Source organism: Pseudomonas pichavaramensis (assembly GCF_050473265.1).
Lineage (GTDB): Bacteria > Pseudomonadota > Gammaproteobacteria > Pseudomonadales > Pseudomonadaceae > Aquipseudomonas.
In genome coordinates, this window is the sequence record NZ_JBJKFJ010000001.1 from 514,784 (window position 1) to 532,215 (window position 17,432).

Here is a 17,432-nt window from a genome sequence, read left to right on the forward strand (position 1 = left end):
ATGGGTATCGATCTTTCGCTGATCTGGGCAGTGATCATCGCTTTTGGCGTGATGATGTACGTGGTGATGGATGGTTTCGATCTGGGTATCGGCATCCTCTTTCCTTTCGTGCGGGACGAGGGTGAGCGCGATGTAATGATGAACACCGTCGCGCCGGTGTGGGACGGCAACGAAACCTGGCTGGTGCTCGGTGGTGCCGCGCTGTTCGGCGCTTTCCCGCTGGCTTATGCGGTGGTGCTGGATGCGCTGTACCTGCCGCTGATCCTGATGCTGCTGGGGCTGATCTTCCGTGGTGTAGCCTTCGAGTTTCGCTTCAAGGCCAAGGCTGCCAAGCGTCATCTGTGGGACAAGGCCTTCATCGGCGGCTCGCTGACTGCGACCTTCTGCCAGGGCGTGGCGCTGGGCGCCTACATCGACGGTTTCGAAGTGGTCGACCGAACCTTCGCTGGCGGCGCCTTCGACTGGTTGACGCCGTTCTCGGTGTTCTGCGGACTGGCGTTGATCTGCGCCTATGCACTGCTCGGCTGCACCTGGCTGATCATGAAGACCGATGGCCGCCTGCAGCAGCAGATGCACGATATGGCGCGGCCGTTGGTGCTGGTGCTGCTCGGCGTGACGGCCATCGTCAGCCTGTGGACGCCCTTCGCTCACCCGGCCATCGCCGAGCGCTGGTTCAGCCTGCCCAACCTGTTCTGGTTCATGCCGGTACCGGTGCTGGTTCTGCTGTGCACCTGGGCGCTACTCAAGTCGGTTGCGGAAAATGCCCACTACTCGCCGTTCGTGCTCACCCTGGTGCTGATTTTTCTCGGCTACAGCGGCCTGGGCATCAGCCTGTGGCCGAACGTCATCCCGCCGTCGATCAGCATCTGGCAGGCAGCTGCACCGCCGCAGAGCCAGGGCTTCATGCTGGTGGGCGCGCTGTTCATCATTCCCTTCATCCTCATGTACACCGCCTGGAGCTACTACGTGTTCCGCGGCAAGGTGACGGTGGACGATGGTTATCACTGAGAACCTGGCCAGGGCCTGCTGCGTTGACAGTTGGCTCTGGCGCGAGCCTTCGATTCAGGTTCTGAGGAGACTGGTATGGCTGAAACCGCAGAGAAGAAACCCTTGTGGCAGCGCCTGGGCTGGCTGCTGCTGATCTGGGCCTGCAGCGTCAGCGCGCTGGGTGTGGTGGCCTGGTTGTTGCGCTTGTTCATGAGTGCAGCGGGTTTGGGCACGCCAAGCTGAAGCACTGGGCCTCCGGTCGGATTGCTGGCGATACATTTGAAAATCATTTTCAGGTGTAATATTTTCTCGGCCTTTTCGGTGCCGAGTCTTCTTCGTGTCCCCGCCTCGCGATCCATCACCTTCGGAAGAGTTGTTCCGGCGTCATTCCGGTGAATTGCTGCGCTTCTTCGTCCGCCAGACCCGCTGCAGCGAGCTGGCTGCCGACTTGCGTCAGGAGACCTGGCTGCGCCTGCAGGGACGGCGTGCCGAGGAGATCGGCAACGTGCGCGCCTTCCTCTACCGCATCGCCCGCAATCTGCTGATCGATCACCACCGCCAGCAACAGGTTCGGCCGCAGCTGGCGCCGATCGACGAGACCTTGGAAAGTGACCTGCCCGAACCCGAACAGGCAACCGATGACAGCCGCCGGCTGGCGCGTCTGCAGACGCTGATGCAGGAGCTGCCCGAGCACTTGCGTCAGGCGCTGTTGTGGAATCGTCTGGATGGGCTCACTCAGCGCGAGATCGGCGAACGCCTCGGCGTCTCGGAAAGCATGGCCGGACGCTATATCCTCAAGGCCCTCGAATATTGCCAGGAACGCATGGATGAATCGCCTTGACTGACCAGGATCTTCGCCGCCAGGCCCGAGAGTGGCTGGTGCTGCTCAACTCCGGTAATGCCAGCGAGGCGGAACGGGCTGCCGCCGAGCACTGGCGCCAGGCCAGCGCAAGCAATGCCGCCGCACTGGCGGAGGTGGAGCGCTTGTGGACATTGCTGGGGCAGGTCGAGCGACCCGCCGCGCAGGTCATGAGCATGCCGCGCCGTGTCAAGCGCTGGAGAGTGCCTCTGGCCACGGCCGCCTGCCTGTTGCTGGCGGTGTGGCTGACGCCGCCGGACTGGCACGCGGATGTACACAGCGCAGCGGGAGAGATTCGCAGTGTGCAACTCAGCGATGGTTCCTGGCTGCAGCTCAACGGTGCTACGGCGCTCGACTGGAACGCCGATGCTGGCGGTCTGCGGCGGGTACGGCTGTATCGTGGTCAGGCTGATTTCAAGGTTGCGGCGGACGCCGAGCATCCGTTCGTGATCGACGCCGGCCAGGCGCATATTCAGGTTACCGGCACGCGCTTCGACGTCAACATGCTCGATGACCATGTGCTGCTGGCGGTTACCGAAGGGCAGGTGCGCGTCAGCGACGAGCAGGGCACCGAGCTGGCGGTGCAGGCCGGTGAGCAGATCGCCTGGCAGGCCGGCAAGCTGCAGGCGCTGCAGCCGCTGGATGCGTCGCGCGCGCTGGCCTGGCAGCGTGGGCGTTTGGTATTTCGCGACCGACCCCTGCCCGAGGTGTTTGCGGAGTTGTCGCGGCAGCAGGCGCAGCGTGTGCTGTTTCTCGACGAAAAGGCACGTGAGCTGAAGGTCACCGGAGTGTTCGCCCTGAACGATCCACAGGCGGTGCTGCGCGCCATTGAAACGGCCTTGCCGGTGAAGCTGACCCGTTTGCCGGGTGTGCTGTTGGTGTCGTCGAACAGTTGATCACGTGCTCGCGCTCGCTCCGTCGCGGCTAAAGCCCCTCCCACGGGCCGAGCGTCTCCGACACAAGGGTGGGCAACGCTTTTCTGTCCACCGTGGCGGCAGCGCAGTTTCGATACTGATGCCTTTGCCCTGAATCTTTTGCAAAAAAAATCACGGCATCGGTTCAGGAATGCCTGATGGCTTCGTCTTCTGTTTCTGCAAATGCGACTTCTTCGCATGAATACTCAGCAGAGCACAGGACATCAGCATGCGTTCGATTCCCTTCCTCCCGACGTTGATCGCGCTTTCCCTCGGTTTCTCGGCCATGCAGGCCCAGGCCGTCGAACTGGACATCGCGGCCCAGCCGCTGGACGCGGCCCTGACCGACTTCGCCGAGCAGGCCGGCGTGCGCCTGCTCTACGACGCCAGCCTGACTCGTCAGGCGAGTACGAGTGTGGCGCTCAAGGGCGATTATCCGGTCGACGAGGGGCTGCAGCGCCTACTGCGCGGCAGTGGCCTGACGTTCAAGGTCGGCGCCGATGGCACCGTCACGCTGGTGCCCGTCCCGGAAGGGGAAGATATTCTGCAACTGGACGCCACCACCGTCAGTGGCCAGCTCGACGCCCGCCGTGATCTGCCAGCCGCCTATGCCGGTGGCCAGGTGGCACGTGGTGGTAATATCGGTCTGCTCGGCAACCAGGACATGCAGGACGTGCCCTTCGCCTTTGCCAGCTACACCTCCGAGCTGATCGAGACGCGCCAGGCGCAGACCCTGGCCGATGTACTGGCCAGCGATCCGGGCGTGCGCCAGTCCTACGGCTTCGGCAACTTCTCGCAGGTCTTCGTCGTGCGCGGCTTCCAGCTGTACAGCGACGATATCGCCTTCAACGGCCTGTACGGCATTCTGCCGCGGCAGATCATCTCCACCGAGTCGGTCGAGCGGGTCGAGGTGTTCAAGGGCGCCAATGCCTTCATCAACGGTGTGGCGCCGGGCGGCAGCGGTGTGGGCGGGGCGATCAACGTGGTGTCCAAGCGTGCCGAAGACACCCCGACACGCAGCTTCACCCTGGATTACAGCAACGCCAGCCGGGTGGGCGGGCATCTCGACCTCGGCCGTCGCTTTGGCGATGACAACCGCTTCGGTGTGCGCCTGAACCTGGCTCAGCGCGAGGGCGAGACGGGGATCGACGATGAGCATTCGCGCTTCAGCCTGGCGACCCTGGGTCTGGACTACCGTGGCGAGCGCCTGCGCCTGGCGGCGGATCTTGGCTACCAGAAACAGCGCGTCGACCAGGGACGCTCGGTGGTGTACCTGACCACCAGCGGCGCCACCTCTACCCTCAACGGCAAGGTGCCGTCGGCGCCGGACTCCAAACACAACTATGCCCAGCCCTGGAGCTGGTCGCAGCTCGAAGACAGCTACGCCATGTTCAGTGCCGAGTACGATCTGTCGCCGTCCTGGACGGCTTATCTGATCGGTGGTGGCAAGTACACGCGAGAGAACGGTGTGTACGCCTCCAACTACGTGTACGGCGCTGATGGCGCGGCGCGTATCGGCCGCCTCTATTCTCCGCTGGACCAGGAAACCCTGAGCCTGGCCACGGGCCTGCGCGGCGAGCTGCAGACCGGCCCGGTCAGCCATAAGCTCAACCTGGCAGCCAACGGTATCTGGCAGGAGAAGCGCAACGCCTTCGAGTCCACTGCCGCGGGCAGTCGCGGTTACGGCAACCTCTACACCGGGGCGCCAGTCTCTGAGCCCGTGCCTACGAGCATCTCCGGCGATCTGCACGACCCGGACACCACCGCCAAGGTGCAGAACAAGAGCCTGGCCGTCTCCGATACGCTGGGTTTCTTCGATGAGCGTGTACTGCTGACCCTGGGCTTGCGCCGCCAGAGCATCGGTGCCGATGCCTGGAGTGCGGCCAATGGTGCGCGTACCTCCAATTACCAGGACAGCATCACCACCCCGGCCTATGGCCTGGTGATCAAGCCCACTGACTACCTGTCGCTGTACGCCAACCGCGTGGAGTCACTGCAACAGGGGCCGACCGCACCCAATGCAGCGAACAACCGCGGCACCATGTTCGCGCCCTATCGTTCCAAGCAGACCGAGGTGGGGGCGAAGCTCGATTGGGGCCGCTTCGGCGGCAGTGTGAGCGTCTTTCGCATCGAGCAGCCGCAGGGTGTGATCGACGGTAACGGCAACTATGGCGTGGACGCCGAACAGCGCAACCGTGGTGTCGAACTGAGCCTGTTCGGCGAGCCTGTGCGCGGCCTGCGCCTGCTCGGCGGGGCGACCTGGACCGAGGCCGAGCTGCGCGGCACCGCTGGCGGCACCAATGACGGCAACCAGGCGGTCGGCGTGCCCGAGTTCCAGTTCAACGTCGGCGCCGACTGGGACGTGCCGGGTGTACCGGGGCTGAGCCTCAACGGCCTGCTGCTGCGCACTGGTGGTCAGTACGTCGATGCGGCCAACGACTACAGCATCCCGGCCTGGACCCGCGTTGATCTGGGCGCACGCTACAAGACCCGCGTGGATGAGCACGGTGTGACGCTCAATGCCGTGCTGGAAAACGTCGCCGACGAAAACTACTGGGCCTCGGCCAACGGCGGCTATCTGACCCAGGGCGCGCCGCGTACCTTCAAGGTCTCGGCGACGGTCGATTTCTGAGCCGAAGCGCTCAAGCGCCCCTGCGATGGTTGCCCGAGGCGCAGGCTTATTCCCATACTGCCGGCCTCTAGCGATTTCCTCGGAGGCCCGATGTTCGCCTTAAGCGATACCCTGCAGCGGCGCTTTGCTGCGCTGCAATCCACGGCCGACTTCTGGGCCTTGCGCCATGTGCAGGAGCGCCGCGAGTCTTATTGGCTGCGCCGGCGCGTGGCGCAGGCGCCGGCGTTTGCCAGCGATGGCGGGGCCATGCTCACCGCCCGCGTTGGCGGTGCCGAGGCCTATGCCGCCACCAGTGATCTCAGCCAGGCCGGCCTGCAGGCGGCGCTGAATCGTGCCGAGCAGTTGGCCCGCGCGCTGGCGGCGCAGCAGTTGCTGGATGTGCGCGAGCTGCCGGTGCCGCAGGGCCAGGTCGATGACCTGATGCCGGGTTATGCACAGGCGCAATCGAACCCCGCGCACTGGTACGACTGGCTGCAGGCCGAGTCGGCCGGTATCCCGCAGGACAGCCGGTTGGTGGACAGCCACCACGGCCTGGGCTTCACCGATCACCAGCAGATTTATCTGAACAGCGCCGGCGCCTGTTTGCGCCGCGCGCAGCGCTACGTGTTTCCGCAGTTGGGCGTCACCGCCAGCGACGGCAACGACAGCCAGAGCCGCAGCTTCGGCGGCAGCCACCTGGCCCGTCAGGGCGGCGCCGAGGTGCTGGCTCAACTGGGTGTGCCGGGCAGCGCCGCACGGATTGCCGACGAGGCGCTGCAACTGCTGCTGGCGCCGAATACGCCGAACGAGACCTGCGATCTGTTGCTGCTGCCGGATCAGATGATCCTGCAGATTCACGAATCCATCGGCCATCCGCTGGAGCTGGATCGCATCCTTGGCGACGAGCGCAACTTCGCCGGCACCAGCTTTATCCGCCAGGAGGACTTCGGCCACTACCGCTACGGTTCGCCGCTGCTCAACGTCAGCTTCGCCCCGGATGTGCCGGGCGAGCTGGCCAGCTACAGCCATGACGACGACGGCACGCCGGCCGAGCGCCAACTGCTGATCGAGCGCGGCATTCTCCAACGCCCGCTCGGCGGTGCGCTGTCGCAGTGGCGTAGCGGCTTGCCGGGGGTGGCCAACAGCCGCGCCTGCAGCTGGAACCGGCCGCCCATCGATCGTATGGCCAACCTCAATCTGGAACCGGGCGACAAGACGCTGAGCGAGCTGATCGGCGGCATCGAGCGCGGCGTGCTGATGAGCAACAACCGCTCGTGGTCGATCGATGACGCGCGCAACAAATTCCAGTTCGGCTGCGAGTGGGGCCAGCTGATCGAGAACGGCGAACTCAAGGGCGTGGTGAAGAACCCCAACTACCGCGGCATCAGCGCGCAGTTCTGGCGCAACCTGCGCGCGGTGGGCGATGCCAGTACCTTCGAGGTGCTTGGCACGCCGTATTGCGGCAAGGGCGAACCCAATCAGGTGATCCGCGTCGGCCATGCTTCGCCGGCCTGCGTGTTCAGTGATGTCGATGTTTTCGGAGGAGCCGCCTGATGCACGCGCGCGATCATTTCACCGGGTTCGTTGAATTTCTTCAGGCGCAACTGGGTGCCGGCGAAGGCTTCACCCTGGGTTATCAGGCCGAGGACTCGGCCTTTATCCGTTTCAATCAGGCGCACGTGCGCCAGGCCGGCACGGTGCAGCAGGTGTACGCCACGCTGGCGCTGTATCAGGGCCAGCGCCATGCCGAACACAAGCTGGCGCTCAGCGGCGTGCTGGGCGATGACCTGCCGCTGCTGCAGGTGGCGCTGCAGCAATTGCGTGAGGTGCTGCCGGGGCTGAGTGACGACCCTTACCTGCGCCTGAACCGCGAGGCCTGGCGCAGCGAGGCGGAAAACGCGGTGGTGGCCCAGGATGCGGCGACCATGGCGCGGCAGATCTGCGAGCTGGCGCAGGGGCTGGATCTGGTCGGCTTTCTCGCCGCCGGGCCGCAGTATCAGGGCTTCGCCAGTTCCTGGGGCGCGCTGGGCTGGCATGTGGCGAGCAGTTTCAACTTCGAGTTCAGCCTGTTCCACGGCAACGGCCAGGCGGTGAAGAGCACTTATGCCGGCGAGCGCTGGGACGCCGCGGCCTTTGCCCGCAGTCTGGACAATGCCCGCCAGCAACTGGCGTTTCTCGGTCGCCCGGCGCATGCGCTGGCGCCGGGAGATTACCGCGCTTACTTGAGCCCGGCGGCGCTGGAGGAACTGGTCGGCTTGTTCTGCTGGGGCTTCGGCGCGCAGGCACTGGCCTCCGGTGGCAGCCCGCTGCAGCGGCTGTTCAATGGCAAGGCGACGCTCAGCTCGCTGCTGAGCATGGATGAACGCATCGACGGCGGCTTGGCCCCGGCCTTTACCCGCGAAGGGCCGCGCCAGGCGGCGCGGCTGATCCGCGCCGGGCAGCCCGGCGAGCAGTTGGTCAGTTCGCGCAGCGCCGCCGAATACGGCCTGAGCGCCAATGGCGCGTGCAGCGGTGAATACCCCTTGTCGCTGCGCGTGCACGGCGGCGATCTGGAAGAGGGCGAGGTACTGGAGCGGCTGGGCACGGGGCTGTACATCGGCAACCTGTGGTACGGCAACTTCTCCGACCTGCCGGCCGGGCGCCTGACCGGCATGACCCGCTTCGCCACCTTCTGGGTCGAGGATGGGCAGATCCAGGCGCCGGTGGACACCATGCGCTTCGACGATTCGCTGTTCAGCTTCTTCGGTGACAGCCTGGAGGCGCTGACCCGCGAGCCGCAGTTGCTGCTGCCCAGCGGCACCTACGGCGCACGGCAGACCGGCTCGATGGCGTTGCCGGGGGCGCTGTTGTCGCGCTTTACTCTGACGTTGTGAGCGTCATTCGAGCATGTGGGCGCGCAACAGGCGTTCTTCTCGCATGATGTGGATGATGAAAACCTGTTCGTTTGCAGCTCGATAAAAGATGCGGCAGGGCGGTACGACGACCTCGCGATAGATGGAGCCGGGAAGCTCCACGGGAACACGACCTGAGTCAGGAAAATGCTCCAGTCGCGATACCGCTGCGACTACTTTTGCGACCAGTGCCCGAGCCGCCGCAGGTTTGTCCAATGCGATGTACTGCGCCAGGTCGTCGAGCTGCTCAAGGGCTGGCACTGTCCAGACTATTTCAGCCACTTGCTCAGCCTGTCCTTGGCTTGCTCATGGTTCACGACATTCCCTTCCGCTACCGCACGTTCACCACGTGACAGCGCTTCCAGCAGGGCGAGGCGCTTCTGCATGAACTGGTAATCGTCGACATCCACCAGATAAGCCGAGGGTTGCCCATGCTCGGTGATCAGCACCGCTTCCTTGGACTCATGCAGGTCCGCCAGAATCCGCGTGGCGTGTCGCTTCAGGTTGGTCACCAGTTCGACTTTCATGGTCGGTGCTCAGCAAGATGAAGTGGGAAGTGCTACTTTAGTGATACTTTTCTCGGCCGGCAACTTTGTACCTACTTACGCGCCTTGAGCACGACGAACTTGGGATTGGCCGCCACCTGTTCGACGCCACGGAACAGCCGCGCCAGTTTGGCGTGGTAGCCCAGATGGCGGTTGCCGACGATCCACAGTTCGCCGCCGGTCACCAGAGCGGCGCGGGCCTGCTGGAACATGCGCCAGGCGAGGAAATCGCCGACCACCTGCTGCTGATGGAAGGGCGGATTGCACAGCACCAGGTCCAGCGAGTCGGCCGGCTGCCCGGCCAGGCCGTCGCCGGCGCGGATGGTCACCGGCCGTTCACCGAGCGCGGCTTGCCAGTTTTCCTGCGCCGACTGCACGGCCATGTATGACTCGTCGACCAGGGTCAGCTCGGCCTGCGGATTGGCCAGCGCGTAGGCGATGGCCAGCACGCCGTTGCCGCAGCCGAGGTCGGCGACGCGACGGGCGTCGACATGTTTGGGCAGGTGCGGGAGGAAGGCGCGGGTGCCGATGTCCAGCCCTTCGCGGCAGAACACGTTGGCGTGGTTGACCAGCTCCAGCGCCGGTTTGTCCAGCCGGTAGCGACTCGGGTAGGGCGACTGCGGCGCGGCCTTGGCTTCGACGCTGACGTGCAGCAGGCGCGCCTTCTTCACCGCCAGCGAGGCCTGCACCGGGCCGAGGTATTTTTCCAGCAGATCACCAGCGGCGCGCGACAGGTGCTTGATCATGGCGCCGGCCACCACGCGGGCGCCGGGGGCGAGCTGGCCGTGCAGGCGGATCAGCTGTTCTTCCAGCAGCGCCAGGGTTTTCGGCACGCGGATCAGCACCCAGTCGAACGGCCCCACGACGGCCTCGCTGCTTGGCACGAAGGTCACCGCCTCTGCGCTCAGGCCTTTGCTGGCGAGGTTCTGCTGCAGGGCCAGATGACCCAGGTGCGAGTCGCCGCTGCTGGTGACCCGGCACTGCCCGGCCAGCGAGCAGGCCAGGGCGCCGAAGCTATCGTTGAGCACCAATACAGAGGCGTCGGGGCTCAGGCCCTGCTCGTGCAGGTGGTTGAGCAGGTATTCGTCGGCGGCGTCGAAGGCCTGCAGCGGTTCGTTCGGCTGATGCGGCTGGCGCAGCAGGTCGAGCTGGGCGAAGGGCGTGGCGAAAATAGGCATGGAAACCGTCGGTGTTTGTCGTAGGCGGATTGAGCCAGACTGTCAGCGAATTCAATGAAGGGGGCAATTATGACCGTCAGCGACGACAAGTTCACCCGTCAGCGCCTGCTCGACGTGCAGACGCTGACGCCCAGTCTGTTTACCCTGCGCACCACCCGTGATGCCGGTTTTCGTTTTCGTGCCGGGCAGTTCGTCCGTCTGGGTGTGGAGAAAGCCGACGGTTCGCAAGTCTGGCGTGCCTATTCACTGGTGTCGGCGCCGCATGACGAGTTTCTCGAATTCTTTTCCATCGTCGTGCCGGGCGGCGAGTTCACCAGTGAGCTGAGCCGCTTGCGTGCTGGCGACAGCCTGCTGGTGGAGAAGCTGGCAACCGGTTATCTCACGCTCGATCGCTTCGTCGACGGCCGCGAGCTGTGGCTGCTCGGCAGTGGCACGGGAATCGCCCCGTTTCTGTCGATGCTGCAGGACTTCGAGGTCTGGCAGCGCTTCGAGCGTATCGTGCTGGTATACAGCGCGCGTACACGGGCCGAGCTGGCTTATCAGTCGATGATCAATGGCCTGGCTGAGCTGGAACATCTGGCCGAGTTCGCCGGCAAGCTGACCTATCTTCCGGTGGTGACCCGCGAGCAGGTGCCGGGTTGTCTCAATGCGCGCATCACCGACTTGCTCGACAGCGGCGAGCTGGAGCGTGCTGCCGGCCTTGAGCTGACGCCCGAGCAGTCGCGGGTAATGATCTGCGGCAACCCGCAGATGATCGACGACATTCGTCAGCGCCTGAAGGCGCGCGGGCTGAACCTGAGCCTGACCCGGCGGCCGGGTCAGGTGGCGGTGGAAAACTACTGGTGATCAGTCGTCTTCGCGGATGGCCTTGATGCGGTGTTCCCAGCGGCGCTTGGCGAAGCGGCGCATGTTGGGGATGTCATCGGTCTCGTCGAGGATCGGCTTGCCGATGATGGTTTCCATGATGTCTTCCAGAGTCACCAGGCCGCGCCAGCTGCCGAACTCGTCGTACACCAGGCACATGTGCTGGCGCTCATGCATCAGCTGGGTCATCAGGTTTTCGACGTTCATGCTTTCCGGCACGACTTTGAGCGGTTTCATGATGCTGGTAACAGGCGCCGTTTCATCGGCGGCATCCAGCGCGTCGTAGCGGAATACCACGCCCAGTGGCGCTTCGTCCTCGCCGATCACCGGGTAGCGGGAGAACTGGCTTTCCCTGGCGCGCGCCTTGAAGGTTGCGATCGATTCGTCCGGTACCGCGAATTCACAGACGATGCGCGGGGTCATGATGTCGCGCAGGCGAATCTCGTGCAGGTCGAGAATGTTGCCGATTACCCGCTGCTCGTCTTCATCCAGCGAGCCGACTTCACGGCCGAGCAGGGTCAGCGCCTTGATTTCCTGGCGCACGTCGTGTTCCGGCTCCTTGCCGCCGAACAGGCGCATGAGCAGGTCGGAGAGCAGGATGAAGGGTTTCAGCAGCAGGATCATGCCGCCCAGCACGCCCGGCAGGAAAGGCGCCAGAACACGCCAGTAACGGGCGCCGATGGTCTTCGGCAGAATCTCTGATAGCACCAGGATGAGCAGGGTCATGACGGCCGAGACAACGCCGAGATAGCCGTCGCCGAACACGATCGCAACCTGTGCGCCGACGCCGGTGGCGCCCACGGTATGGGCCACGGTATTGAGCGTGAGGATGGCCGCCAGGGGCTGATCGATCTTGTCTTTGAGTGCTTTGAGACGCCGGTACTGCTTAGGCCTGTCGACCTTTTGCTGGGCGATATAGCTGGGCGTCAGAGAGAGCAGGGCGGCTTCGAGAATGGAGCAGAGAAACGAAACCAGGATGGAAAGGACAGCGAACGCTATCAGGAGTGTCATGTAGGGGGATAAGTAACCAAGGGGTTGCCAATTTAGCGGAAACGCACGCGTTCATGCAGGAAAGCTGAAACATTTCATTTCGCCGCTGCGATCCAGCTAGCGCTGATTCTCGCGCCGAACTGCAGCTGGCTCAGCTTCGACTAGGCTAGTAGAACCATCTTCTGGGAGTGTCTTCCATGCCGCTTGAACATCACCCGCTCAATCGAGAATTTCCCCAGCAGCAGGAGGCGTTGCGCAAATTGATGCAAAGTGACGCCCGCTTTGCCCGGCTGGCGGAGGAGTACGAGGCGCTGGACAAACGTATTTATGAAATAGAAGACGGACGTTCTGCATCCGATGATCTGACTCTGCAGGGACTCAAGCTGCAGCGTGTAGGTCTGAAGGACGAAATCGCAGGTCTGCTGCAAGGCAGCAGCTGATCGGCGATTGACGCCGGTCAAGGGGGCGCTGGTGCGGGCGAGGTAGGCTGCAGGCAACACTTCATTGAGGAACTGTGCCATGCATGTCGACCACCACTCTCTGGTTCATGACTTTTCCGAAGACCGCGTTACCCTGCAACGCCTCCGTCAGGAGGATGCGCTGTTTGCCCGTCAGGCCGAAGAGTACGAGGCGCTGGACAAGCGCATCTGTCGAGTCGAAGACGGTATCGAGTTACTCGACGATGTTTCGCTGCAGGCGCTGAAGCTCAATCGCGTTGCGCTCAAAGACGAGCTGGCGCGTCAGCTCAAGCGCGCCAACGGCCAGTGCTGCGGCTGTGGCAACGGCTGCAAGGGCTAGGCCTTCGCTTCTCCTCAGTGCACGGGCGGATTGATCAGGTAGCTGATCAGCCCGTCCGCGGCGTCTTCCGTCCACAGTTCGCGCGGTGGCCTTGGCCATTCGCTCAACAGCTGCTGCCAGAATGTCTGGGCGACTTCGTCCTGATGGTAGTAGCGCAGTAGCCACGGTTGTTCGTTGCCCATCACCTGTTGCACCAGCGCGCGGCCGATGCCGCGGCGTCGGTATCGCTTCAGGATGAACAGGTCGGCGAACTCGGGGACGTCGAGCCCCGGTAACTCACTCTGCTCGATCAGCAGGAAACCGGCGATGAATCCGTCAGCGAGAACCAGATTGGCGCTCCATCCCGACTCCTGCCAGTAGCGCTGCAGATGCGGCTCATGAATATAGAAGCGGCCGTCGGTTTCCACATCCTCCTGTTCCCAGTCGGAGCTTTCATAGGCATAGAACTGGTACAGGTTGGCAATCAGCGGCAGTTGATCGGCATCGGTGGGCACAAGTTCTATCTGCATGGGGCGTTCTGCTCCGGCTGTGAAGTCTGTAAATTTATCCAGTTGTTCGGTATCGTTCCAGCCTTCGTTGAACAGGCAGGACGACTTCCCCATGGCCAAGGCAAAACGCATGTACGGCTGCACCGAGTGCGGCGCCACCTTTCCCAAATGGGCGGGGCAGTGCGGCGAGTGCGGGGCCTGGAATACCCTGGTGGAAACCGTGGTCGAGGGCGCGACGCCCAGCGGGCGTACAGGTTGGGCCGGTGACAAGGCCAATATCAAGACGCTGGCTGAGGTCAGTGTCGAAGAAATTCCACGCTTTTCCACTGCCTCCAGCGAGCTGGACCGGGTGCTCGGTGGCGGCCTGGTCGACGGCTCGGTGGTGCTGATCGGCGGCGACCCCGGTATCGGCAAGTCGACCATCCTGCTGCAGACCCTGTGCAATGTCGCTCAGCGTTTTCCTGCGTTGTACGTCACCGGCGAGGAGTCGCAGCAGCAGGTGGCCATGCGTGCCCGTCGTCTGGACCTGCCGCAGGACAAGCTCAAGGTGATGACCGAGACCTGTATCGAATCGATCATCGCCACGGCGCGTCAGGAAAAACCCAAGGTGATGGTGATCGACTCGATCCAGACCATCTTCACCGAACAGTTGCAGTCGGCTCCCGGCGGCGTCGCTCAGGTGCGCGAGAGCGCGGCGCTGCTGGTGCGCTTCGCCAAGCAGAGCGGTACGGCGATCTTCCTCGTCGGCCATGTGACCAAGGAGGGTGCACTGGCTGGTCCGCGCGTGCTGGAGCATATGGTCGACACCGTGCTGTATTTCGAAGGTGAGTCGGACGGCCGTCTGCGCCTGCTGCGTGCGGTGAAGAACCGCTTCGGCGCGGTCAATGAACTGGGTGTGTTCGGCATGACCGACAAGGGTCTGAAGGAGGTCTCCAATCCCTCGGCGATCTTCCTCACTCGCGCCCAGGAAGCGGTGCCGGGCAGTGTGGTGATGGCCACCTGGGAAGGCTCGCGGCCAATGCTGGTGGAGGTGCAGGCGCTGGTCGACACCAGCCACCTGGGCAATCCGCGGCGCGTCACCCTGGGGCTGGATCAGAACCGCCTGGCCATGCTGCTGGCCGTGCTGCACCGGCATGGCGGCATCCCCACCTACGATCAGGACGTGTTCCTCAATGTGGTCGGCGGGGTCAAGGTGCTGGAGACGGCGTCCGATCTCGCGCTGATGGCTGCGGTGATTTCCAGTCTGCGTAACCGCCCGTTGCAGCATGATTTGCTGGTGTTCGGCGAGATCGGCCTGTCCGGCGAGATCCGCCCGGTGCCGAGCGGTCAGGAGCGCCTCAAAGAGGCGGCCAAGCATGGCTTCAAGCGCGCCATCGTGCCCAAGGGCAATGCGCCCAAAGAGGCGCCGCCAGGGCTGCAGATCATTGCGGTGACGCGTCTGGAACAAGCGCTGGACGCGCTGTTCGAGTAGCTGCCGTAAGGCCTGTAAGTTGCGGCAGAATATCTTCCTGCAGACCTGTGCAACCTAGTTCGTAGCCCGGATGCAGTCCGGGAAAGGGCATCCCCGGATTTCATCCGGGCTACGGTAGTAGCTGGCCCAAAGGCTGCGGCGTTCTGCCGCGATGAGGCTCTGGGCAAAATTGATCGGGATCAATAGGTAGCAGGCTATCGGCGCGCAGCATGAAGGCGTATCCAACGAGGGAGACACCATCATGTTCCTGTTCTTCGATTTCTTTTCCCGTGCTTTCAACTTCGACGCCAAGGCCGTCGAGTCGCGCGATGCTCGTCGTGAAGCGCAGCGTATCCAGGCGCGTCGTCAGCGCCGCGAGCAGGCCGAGGTTGCCTGCCTGCGCCACTGATCGAGCTAGTCGTCTTCGCCCAATGCCGCCAGTTCGCGTTCCAGTAGTTGTTCATCGCCAAGGTTGAGTTCAACCAGACGACGCAGATGGCTGATGGACTCAAGGTCGATATGGCGGCAGACGAAGCCGAGATACTGAGGCTGTGTGCGAGTCAGTACCACCTCCATCTTCACCCGGGCTTCTCCTCCCAGTTCCACAAGCGCTTCGAAGGGCTGGTCCGGGTCACCGCTCCAATCATGCGGCGTCCTGATCAACAGGCCTTTGAGTGATATGTCGTGCAACGCTGCCTTCCATTGCCGCTCACCCTGGGCGATCACGGTGGGAGCGTCGAAGGCAATGCGCTGAAAGCGCCGACGCTCATTGGCTGGTTCACTCATGCCCATACTCCGATCAGCAGGTTTCCCAATACTATAGCCAAGGCCGTCGCCAGCGGTCGCGAATTGTGTCGCGTCGCATGAACGGTAGCGTCAGTCGTTTGACAGGTGAGAGGACCTGGCCAAAGCTCCTTATGCAGTTTTTATTACTCGACATTGCGGAGCGACAGATATGAGCAAGCGACTGCTGGGTAAGAGTTTGGTTTTTGGCCTGCTGAGCATGGCCAGCGTGGGTGCGTTCGCCGATGCAGCCGGCGGCAACGGCTGCGGCTGGGGCAACATGCTGTTCGAAGGGCAACGAGGCATGGCGCCGCACTTCCTGGCTACCACGACCAACGGCACTTCGGGCAACGCCACCTTTGGCATGACCTCCGGCACCAACGGCTGCGATACCAGCGGTGCGCTGGGCTATAACGGTCGTTCCATGCTGGCGATGAACGGCATGCTCGACTCCATCGCCGAAGACATGGCGGTCGGTCAGGGCGAAGCATTGGACGCCTATGCCACTCTGCTGGGCGTAGAGGCCAAGGACCGTGCACATTTCGCCAAGGTCACTCACGACAACTTCGGCAGCATCTTCAGCCAAGCCGATGCCACCAGCGAACAGGTGCTGGCCGCCACGCTGGAGGTGATGAGCCGCGATACGCAGTTGGCGCGCTACGTGAAACAACCGGCCTGACACGCGGCTGAATCGCAGGTAAAAAGAAGCCCGCCAATCGGCGGGCTTCTTCATTTCAGGCCGCTGGCATCAGTTGCCGTATACCGGGAACTGCGCGCACAGGGTTTTGACCTGCTCGCGTACGCGGCCTTCGACTTCGTCGTTGCCGATGTTGGCCAGTACTTCGCAGATCCAGCCAGCCAGTTGCTGGCACTGCGCTTCCTTGAAGCCGCGGGTGGTGACGGCCGGGGTGCCGATACGCAGGCCGGAGGTTACGAAAGGCGAGCGCGGGTCGTTCGGTACGCTGTTCTTGTTCACGGTGATGTAGGCGCGACCCAGGGCGGCGTCCGCGTCCTTGCCGGTAATGTCCTGTTTGATCAGCGACAGCAGGAACAGGTGGTTCTCGGTACCGCCGGAAACCACGTCATAGCCGTTGTCGATGAACACCTGGGCCATGGCCTGGGCGTTCTTGATCACCTGAGCCTGATAGGCCTTGAATTCAGGCTGCAGCGCTTCCTTGAAGCACACCGCCTTGGCGGCGATGACGTGCTCCAGCGGGCCACCCTGACCACCCGGGAATACCGCAGAGTTGAATTTCTTCTCGAGCTCCTCGTTGGCGCGGGCGATGATCAGGCCGCCGCGTGGGCCGCGCAGGGTCTTGTGGGTGGTGGTGGTCACCACGTCGGCGAACGGTACCGGGTTCGGGTACAGGCCAGCGGCGACCAGGCCGGCCACGTGGGCCATGTCGACGAACAGGTAGGCACCGACCTTGTCGGCAATGGCGCGGAAGCGTGGGAAGTCCAGTACCTGCGAGTAGGCGCTGAAGCCGGCGATGATCATCTTCGGCTTGTGCTCCACGGCCAGGCGCTCGACTTCGTCGTAGTCGATCAGGCCCTGGTCGTTGATGCCGTACTGCACGGCGTTGTAGATCTTGCCGGAGAAGCTGACGCTGGCGCCGTGAGTCAGGTGGCCGCCGTGGGCCAGGCTCATGCCCAGCACGGTGTCGCCAGCGTTGAGCAGGGCCATGTATACGGCGCTGTTGGCCTGGCTGCCGGAGTGCGGCTGGACGTTGGCGTAGTCGGCGCCGAACAGCTCCTTGGCGCGATCGATGGCCAGTTGTTCGACCACGTCCACGTACTCGCAGCCACCATAGTAGCGCTTGCCCGGATAACCCTCTGCGTACTTGTTGGTCAGCACGCTACCCTGGGCTTCCATCACGGCCGGGCTGGTGTAGTTTTCCGAGGCGATCAGCTCGATGTGCTCTTCCTGGCGCTGAGCTTCCTGCTCCATCGCGGCAAAGAGTTCGGCGTCAAAACGAGCGAGATTCAAATCACGGCTGAACATGGCAATCCCCTGAAAACCAGTTGGGCGGAAGAAATAGGGAGCGGATTCTAACGCAAAGGTCGCATTCAGGCA

Annotated in this window: 20 protein-coding genes; 13 read left to right on the forward strand and 7 right to left on the reverse strand. The window is 63.4% G+C overall.

The window, feature by feature from the left end:
• The 7 genes from cydB (at position 1) to ACJRW5_RS02320 (ending at position 8,244) form a co-directional block, all read left to right on the forward strand.
• Entirely contained in the window at positions 1–1,008 is a 1,008-nt protein-coding gene (gene cydB / locus ACJRW5_RS02290; RefSeq protein ID WP_484568910.1) for a cytochrome d ubiquinol oxidase subunit II, read from the forward strand.
• A gap of 75 nt (positions 1,009–1,083) precedes the next feature.
• Entirely contained in the window at positions 1,084–1,230 is a 147-nt protein-coding gene (locus ACJRW5_RS02295) for a DUF2474 domain-containing protein (protein WP_484568911.1), read from the forward strand.
• A 94-nt stretch (positions 1,231–1,324) separates the two neighbouring features.
• Positions 1,325–1,828, forward strand: coding sequence for an RNA polymerase sigma factor (locus ACJRW5_RS02300; protein WP_484568912.1), 504 nt, complete (start codon positions 1,325–1,327; stop codon positions 1,826–1,828).
• Positions 1,825–2,742, forward strand: coding sequence for a FecR family protein (locus tag ACJRW5_RS02305; protein ID WP_484568913.1), 918 nt, complete (start codon positions 1,825–1,827; stop codon positions 2,740–2,742). Before ACJRW5_RS02300 ends, ACJRW5_RS02305 begins: the two co-directional genes overlap by 4 nt.
• Before the next feature lie 247 nt (positions 2,743–2,989).
• Entirely contained in the window at positions 2,990–5,392 is a 2,403-nt protein-coding gene (locus ACJRW5_RS02310; protein WP_484568914.1) for a TonB-dependent siderophore receptor, read from the forward strand.
• Between the two features lie 90 nt (positions 5,393–5,482).
• Complete coding sequence (locus ACJRW5_RS02315; RefSeq protein ID WP_484568915.1) at positions 5,483–6,925, forward strand: TldD/PmbA family protein; 1,443 nt, start codon at positions 5,483–5,485, stop codon at positions 6,923–6,925.
• A complete protein-coding gene (locus ACJRW5_RS02320) occupies positions 6,925–8,244 on the forward strand; it encodes a TldD/PmbA family protein (protein WP_484568916.1) in 1,320 nt (439 codons plus the stop codon). Before ACJRW5_RS02315 ends, ACJRW5_RS02320 begins: the two co-directional genes overlap by 1 nt.
• A gap of 3 nt (positions 8,245–8,247) precedes the next feature.
• Here the strand turns inward: ACJRW5_RS02320 and ACJRW5_RS02325 are convergent, their stop codons facing one another.
• The 3 genes from ACJRW5_RS02325 to ACJRW5_RS02335 form a co-directional block, all read right to left on the reverse strand.
• Positions 8,248–8,544 (reverse strand): type II toxin-antitoxin system RelE/ParE family toxin, encoded by a 297-nt coding sequence (locus ACJRW5_RS02325; protein ID WP_484568917.1) that lies wholly within the window; start codon positions 8,542–8,544, stop codon positions 8,248–8,250.
• Positions 8,532–8,789 (reverse strand): type II toxin-antitoxin system Phd/YefM family antitoxin, encoded by a 258-nt coding sequence (locus tag ACJRW5_RS02330; RefSeq protein ID WP_484568918.1) that lies wholly within the window; start codon positions 8,787–8,789, stop codon positions 8,532–8,534. The genes ACJRW5_RS02325 and ACJRW5_RS02330 overlap by 13 nt, the downstream gene beginning before the upstream one ends.
• 71 nt (positions 8,790–8,860) lie before the next feature.
• The gene (locus ACJRW5_RS02335; RefSeq protein ID WP_484568919.1) at positions 8,861–9,985 is read right to left on the reverse strand and encodes a methyltransferase; all 1,125 of its coding nucleotides are present in this window, start codon (positions 9,983–9,985) and stop codon (positions 8,861–8,863) included.
• Between the two features lie 69 nt (positions 9,986–10,054).
• On the opposite strand from ACJRW5_RS02335, the gene ACJRW5_RS02340 reads away from it, so the two are divergent.
• Positions 10,055–10,831: a ferredoxin--NADP reductase gene (locus ACJRW5_RS02340; RefSeq protein ID WP_484568920.1), complete on the forward strand. Its 777-nt coding sequence runs from the start codon at positions 10,055–10,057 to the stop codon at positions 10,829–10,831.
• On the opposite strand, the gene ACJRW5_RS02345 is transcribed toward ACJRW5_RS02340, so the two are convergent.
• On the reverse strand, positions 10,832–11,860 hold the full coding sequence (locus tag ACJRW5_RS02345; RefSeq protein ID WP_484568921.1) for a CNNM domain-containing protein: 1,029 nt from the start codon (positions 11,858–11,860) through the stop codon (positions 10,832–10,834). It lies immediately after the preceding gene.
• 176 nt (positions 11,861–12,036) lie between these two features.
• Here ACJRW5_RS02345 and ACJRW5_RS02350 point away from each other — a divergent pair, with 176 nt between their 5' ends.
• Entirely contained in the window at positions 12,037–12,279 is a 243-nt protein-coding gene (locus ACJRW5_RS02350) for an HP1242/YdcH family protein (protein WP_484568922.1), read from the forward strand.
• Positions 12,280–12,358: 79 nt separating this feature from the next.
• Positions 12,359–12,637, forward strand: coding sequence for an HP1242/YdcH family protein (locus ACJRW5_RS02355; RefSeq protein WP_484568923.1), 279 nt, complete (start codon positions 12,359–12,361; stop codon positions 12,635–12,637).
• 14 nt (positions 12,638–12,651) lie between these two features.
• Here ACJRW5_RS02355 and ACJRW5_RS02360 read toward each other — a convergent pair whose 3' ends face one another.
• Positions 12,652–13,146: a GNAT family N-acetyltransferase gene (locus ACJRW5_RS02360; protein WP_484568924.1), complete on the reverse strand. Its 495-nt coding sequence runs from the start codon at positions 13,144–13,146 to the stop codon at positions 12,652–12,654.
• 91 nt (positions 13,147–13,237) lie between these two features.
• Here ACJRW5_RS02360 and radA point away from each other — a divergent pair, with 91 nt between their 5' ends.
• On the forward strand, positions 13,238–14,596 hold the full coding sequence (radA, locus tag ACJRW5_RS02365; RefSeq protein WP_484568925.1) for a DNA repair protein RadA: 1,359 nt from the start codon (positions 13,238–13,240) through the stop codon (positions 14,594–14,596).
• 241 nt (positions 14,597–14,837) lie between these two features.
• A complete protein-coding gene (locus tag ACJRW5_RS02370) occupies positions 14,838–14,984 on the forward strand; it encodes a hypothetical protein (RefSeq protein WP_484568926.1) in 147 nt (48 codons plus the stop codon).
• A 5-nt stretch (positions 14,985–14,989) separates the two neighbouring features.
• Here the strand turns inward: ACJRW5_RS02370 and ACJRW5_RS02375 are convergent, their stop codons facing one another.
• Positions 14,990–15,361 (reverse strand): PilZ domain-containing protein, encoded by a 372-nt coding sequence (locus ACJRW5_RS02375; RefSeq protein ID WP_484568927.1) that lies wholly within the window; start codon positions 15,359–15,361, stop codon positions 14,990–14,992.
• A gap of 169 nt (positions 15,362–15,530) precedes the next feature.
• Here ACJRW5_RS02375 and ACJRW5_RS02380 point away from each other — a divergent pair, with 169 nt between their 5' ends.
• Positions 15,531–16,037 carry a DUF3015 domain-containing protein gene (locus ACJRW5_RS02380; protein WP_484568928.1) on the forward strand — a complete coding sequence of 169 codons (507 nt, stop codon included), beginning with the start codon at positions 15,531–15,533 and terminating at the stop codon, positions 16,035–16,037.
• 69 nt (positions 16,038–16,106) lie between these two features.
• Here the strand turns inward: ACJRW5_RS02380 and glyA are convergent, their stop codons facing one another.
• On the reverse strand, positions 16,107–17,360 hold the full coding sequence (gene glyA / locus ACJRW5_RS02385; RefSeq protein WP_484568929.1) for a serine hydroxymethyltransferase: 1,254 nt from the start codon (positions 17,358–17,360) through the stop codon (positions 16,107–16,109).
• Positions 17,361–17,432: the final 72 nt, after the last annotated feature.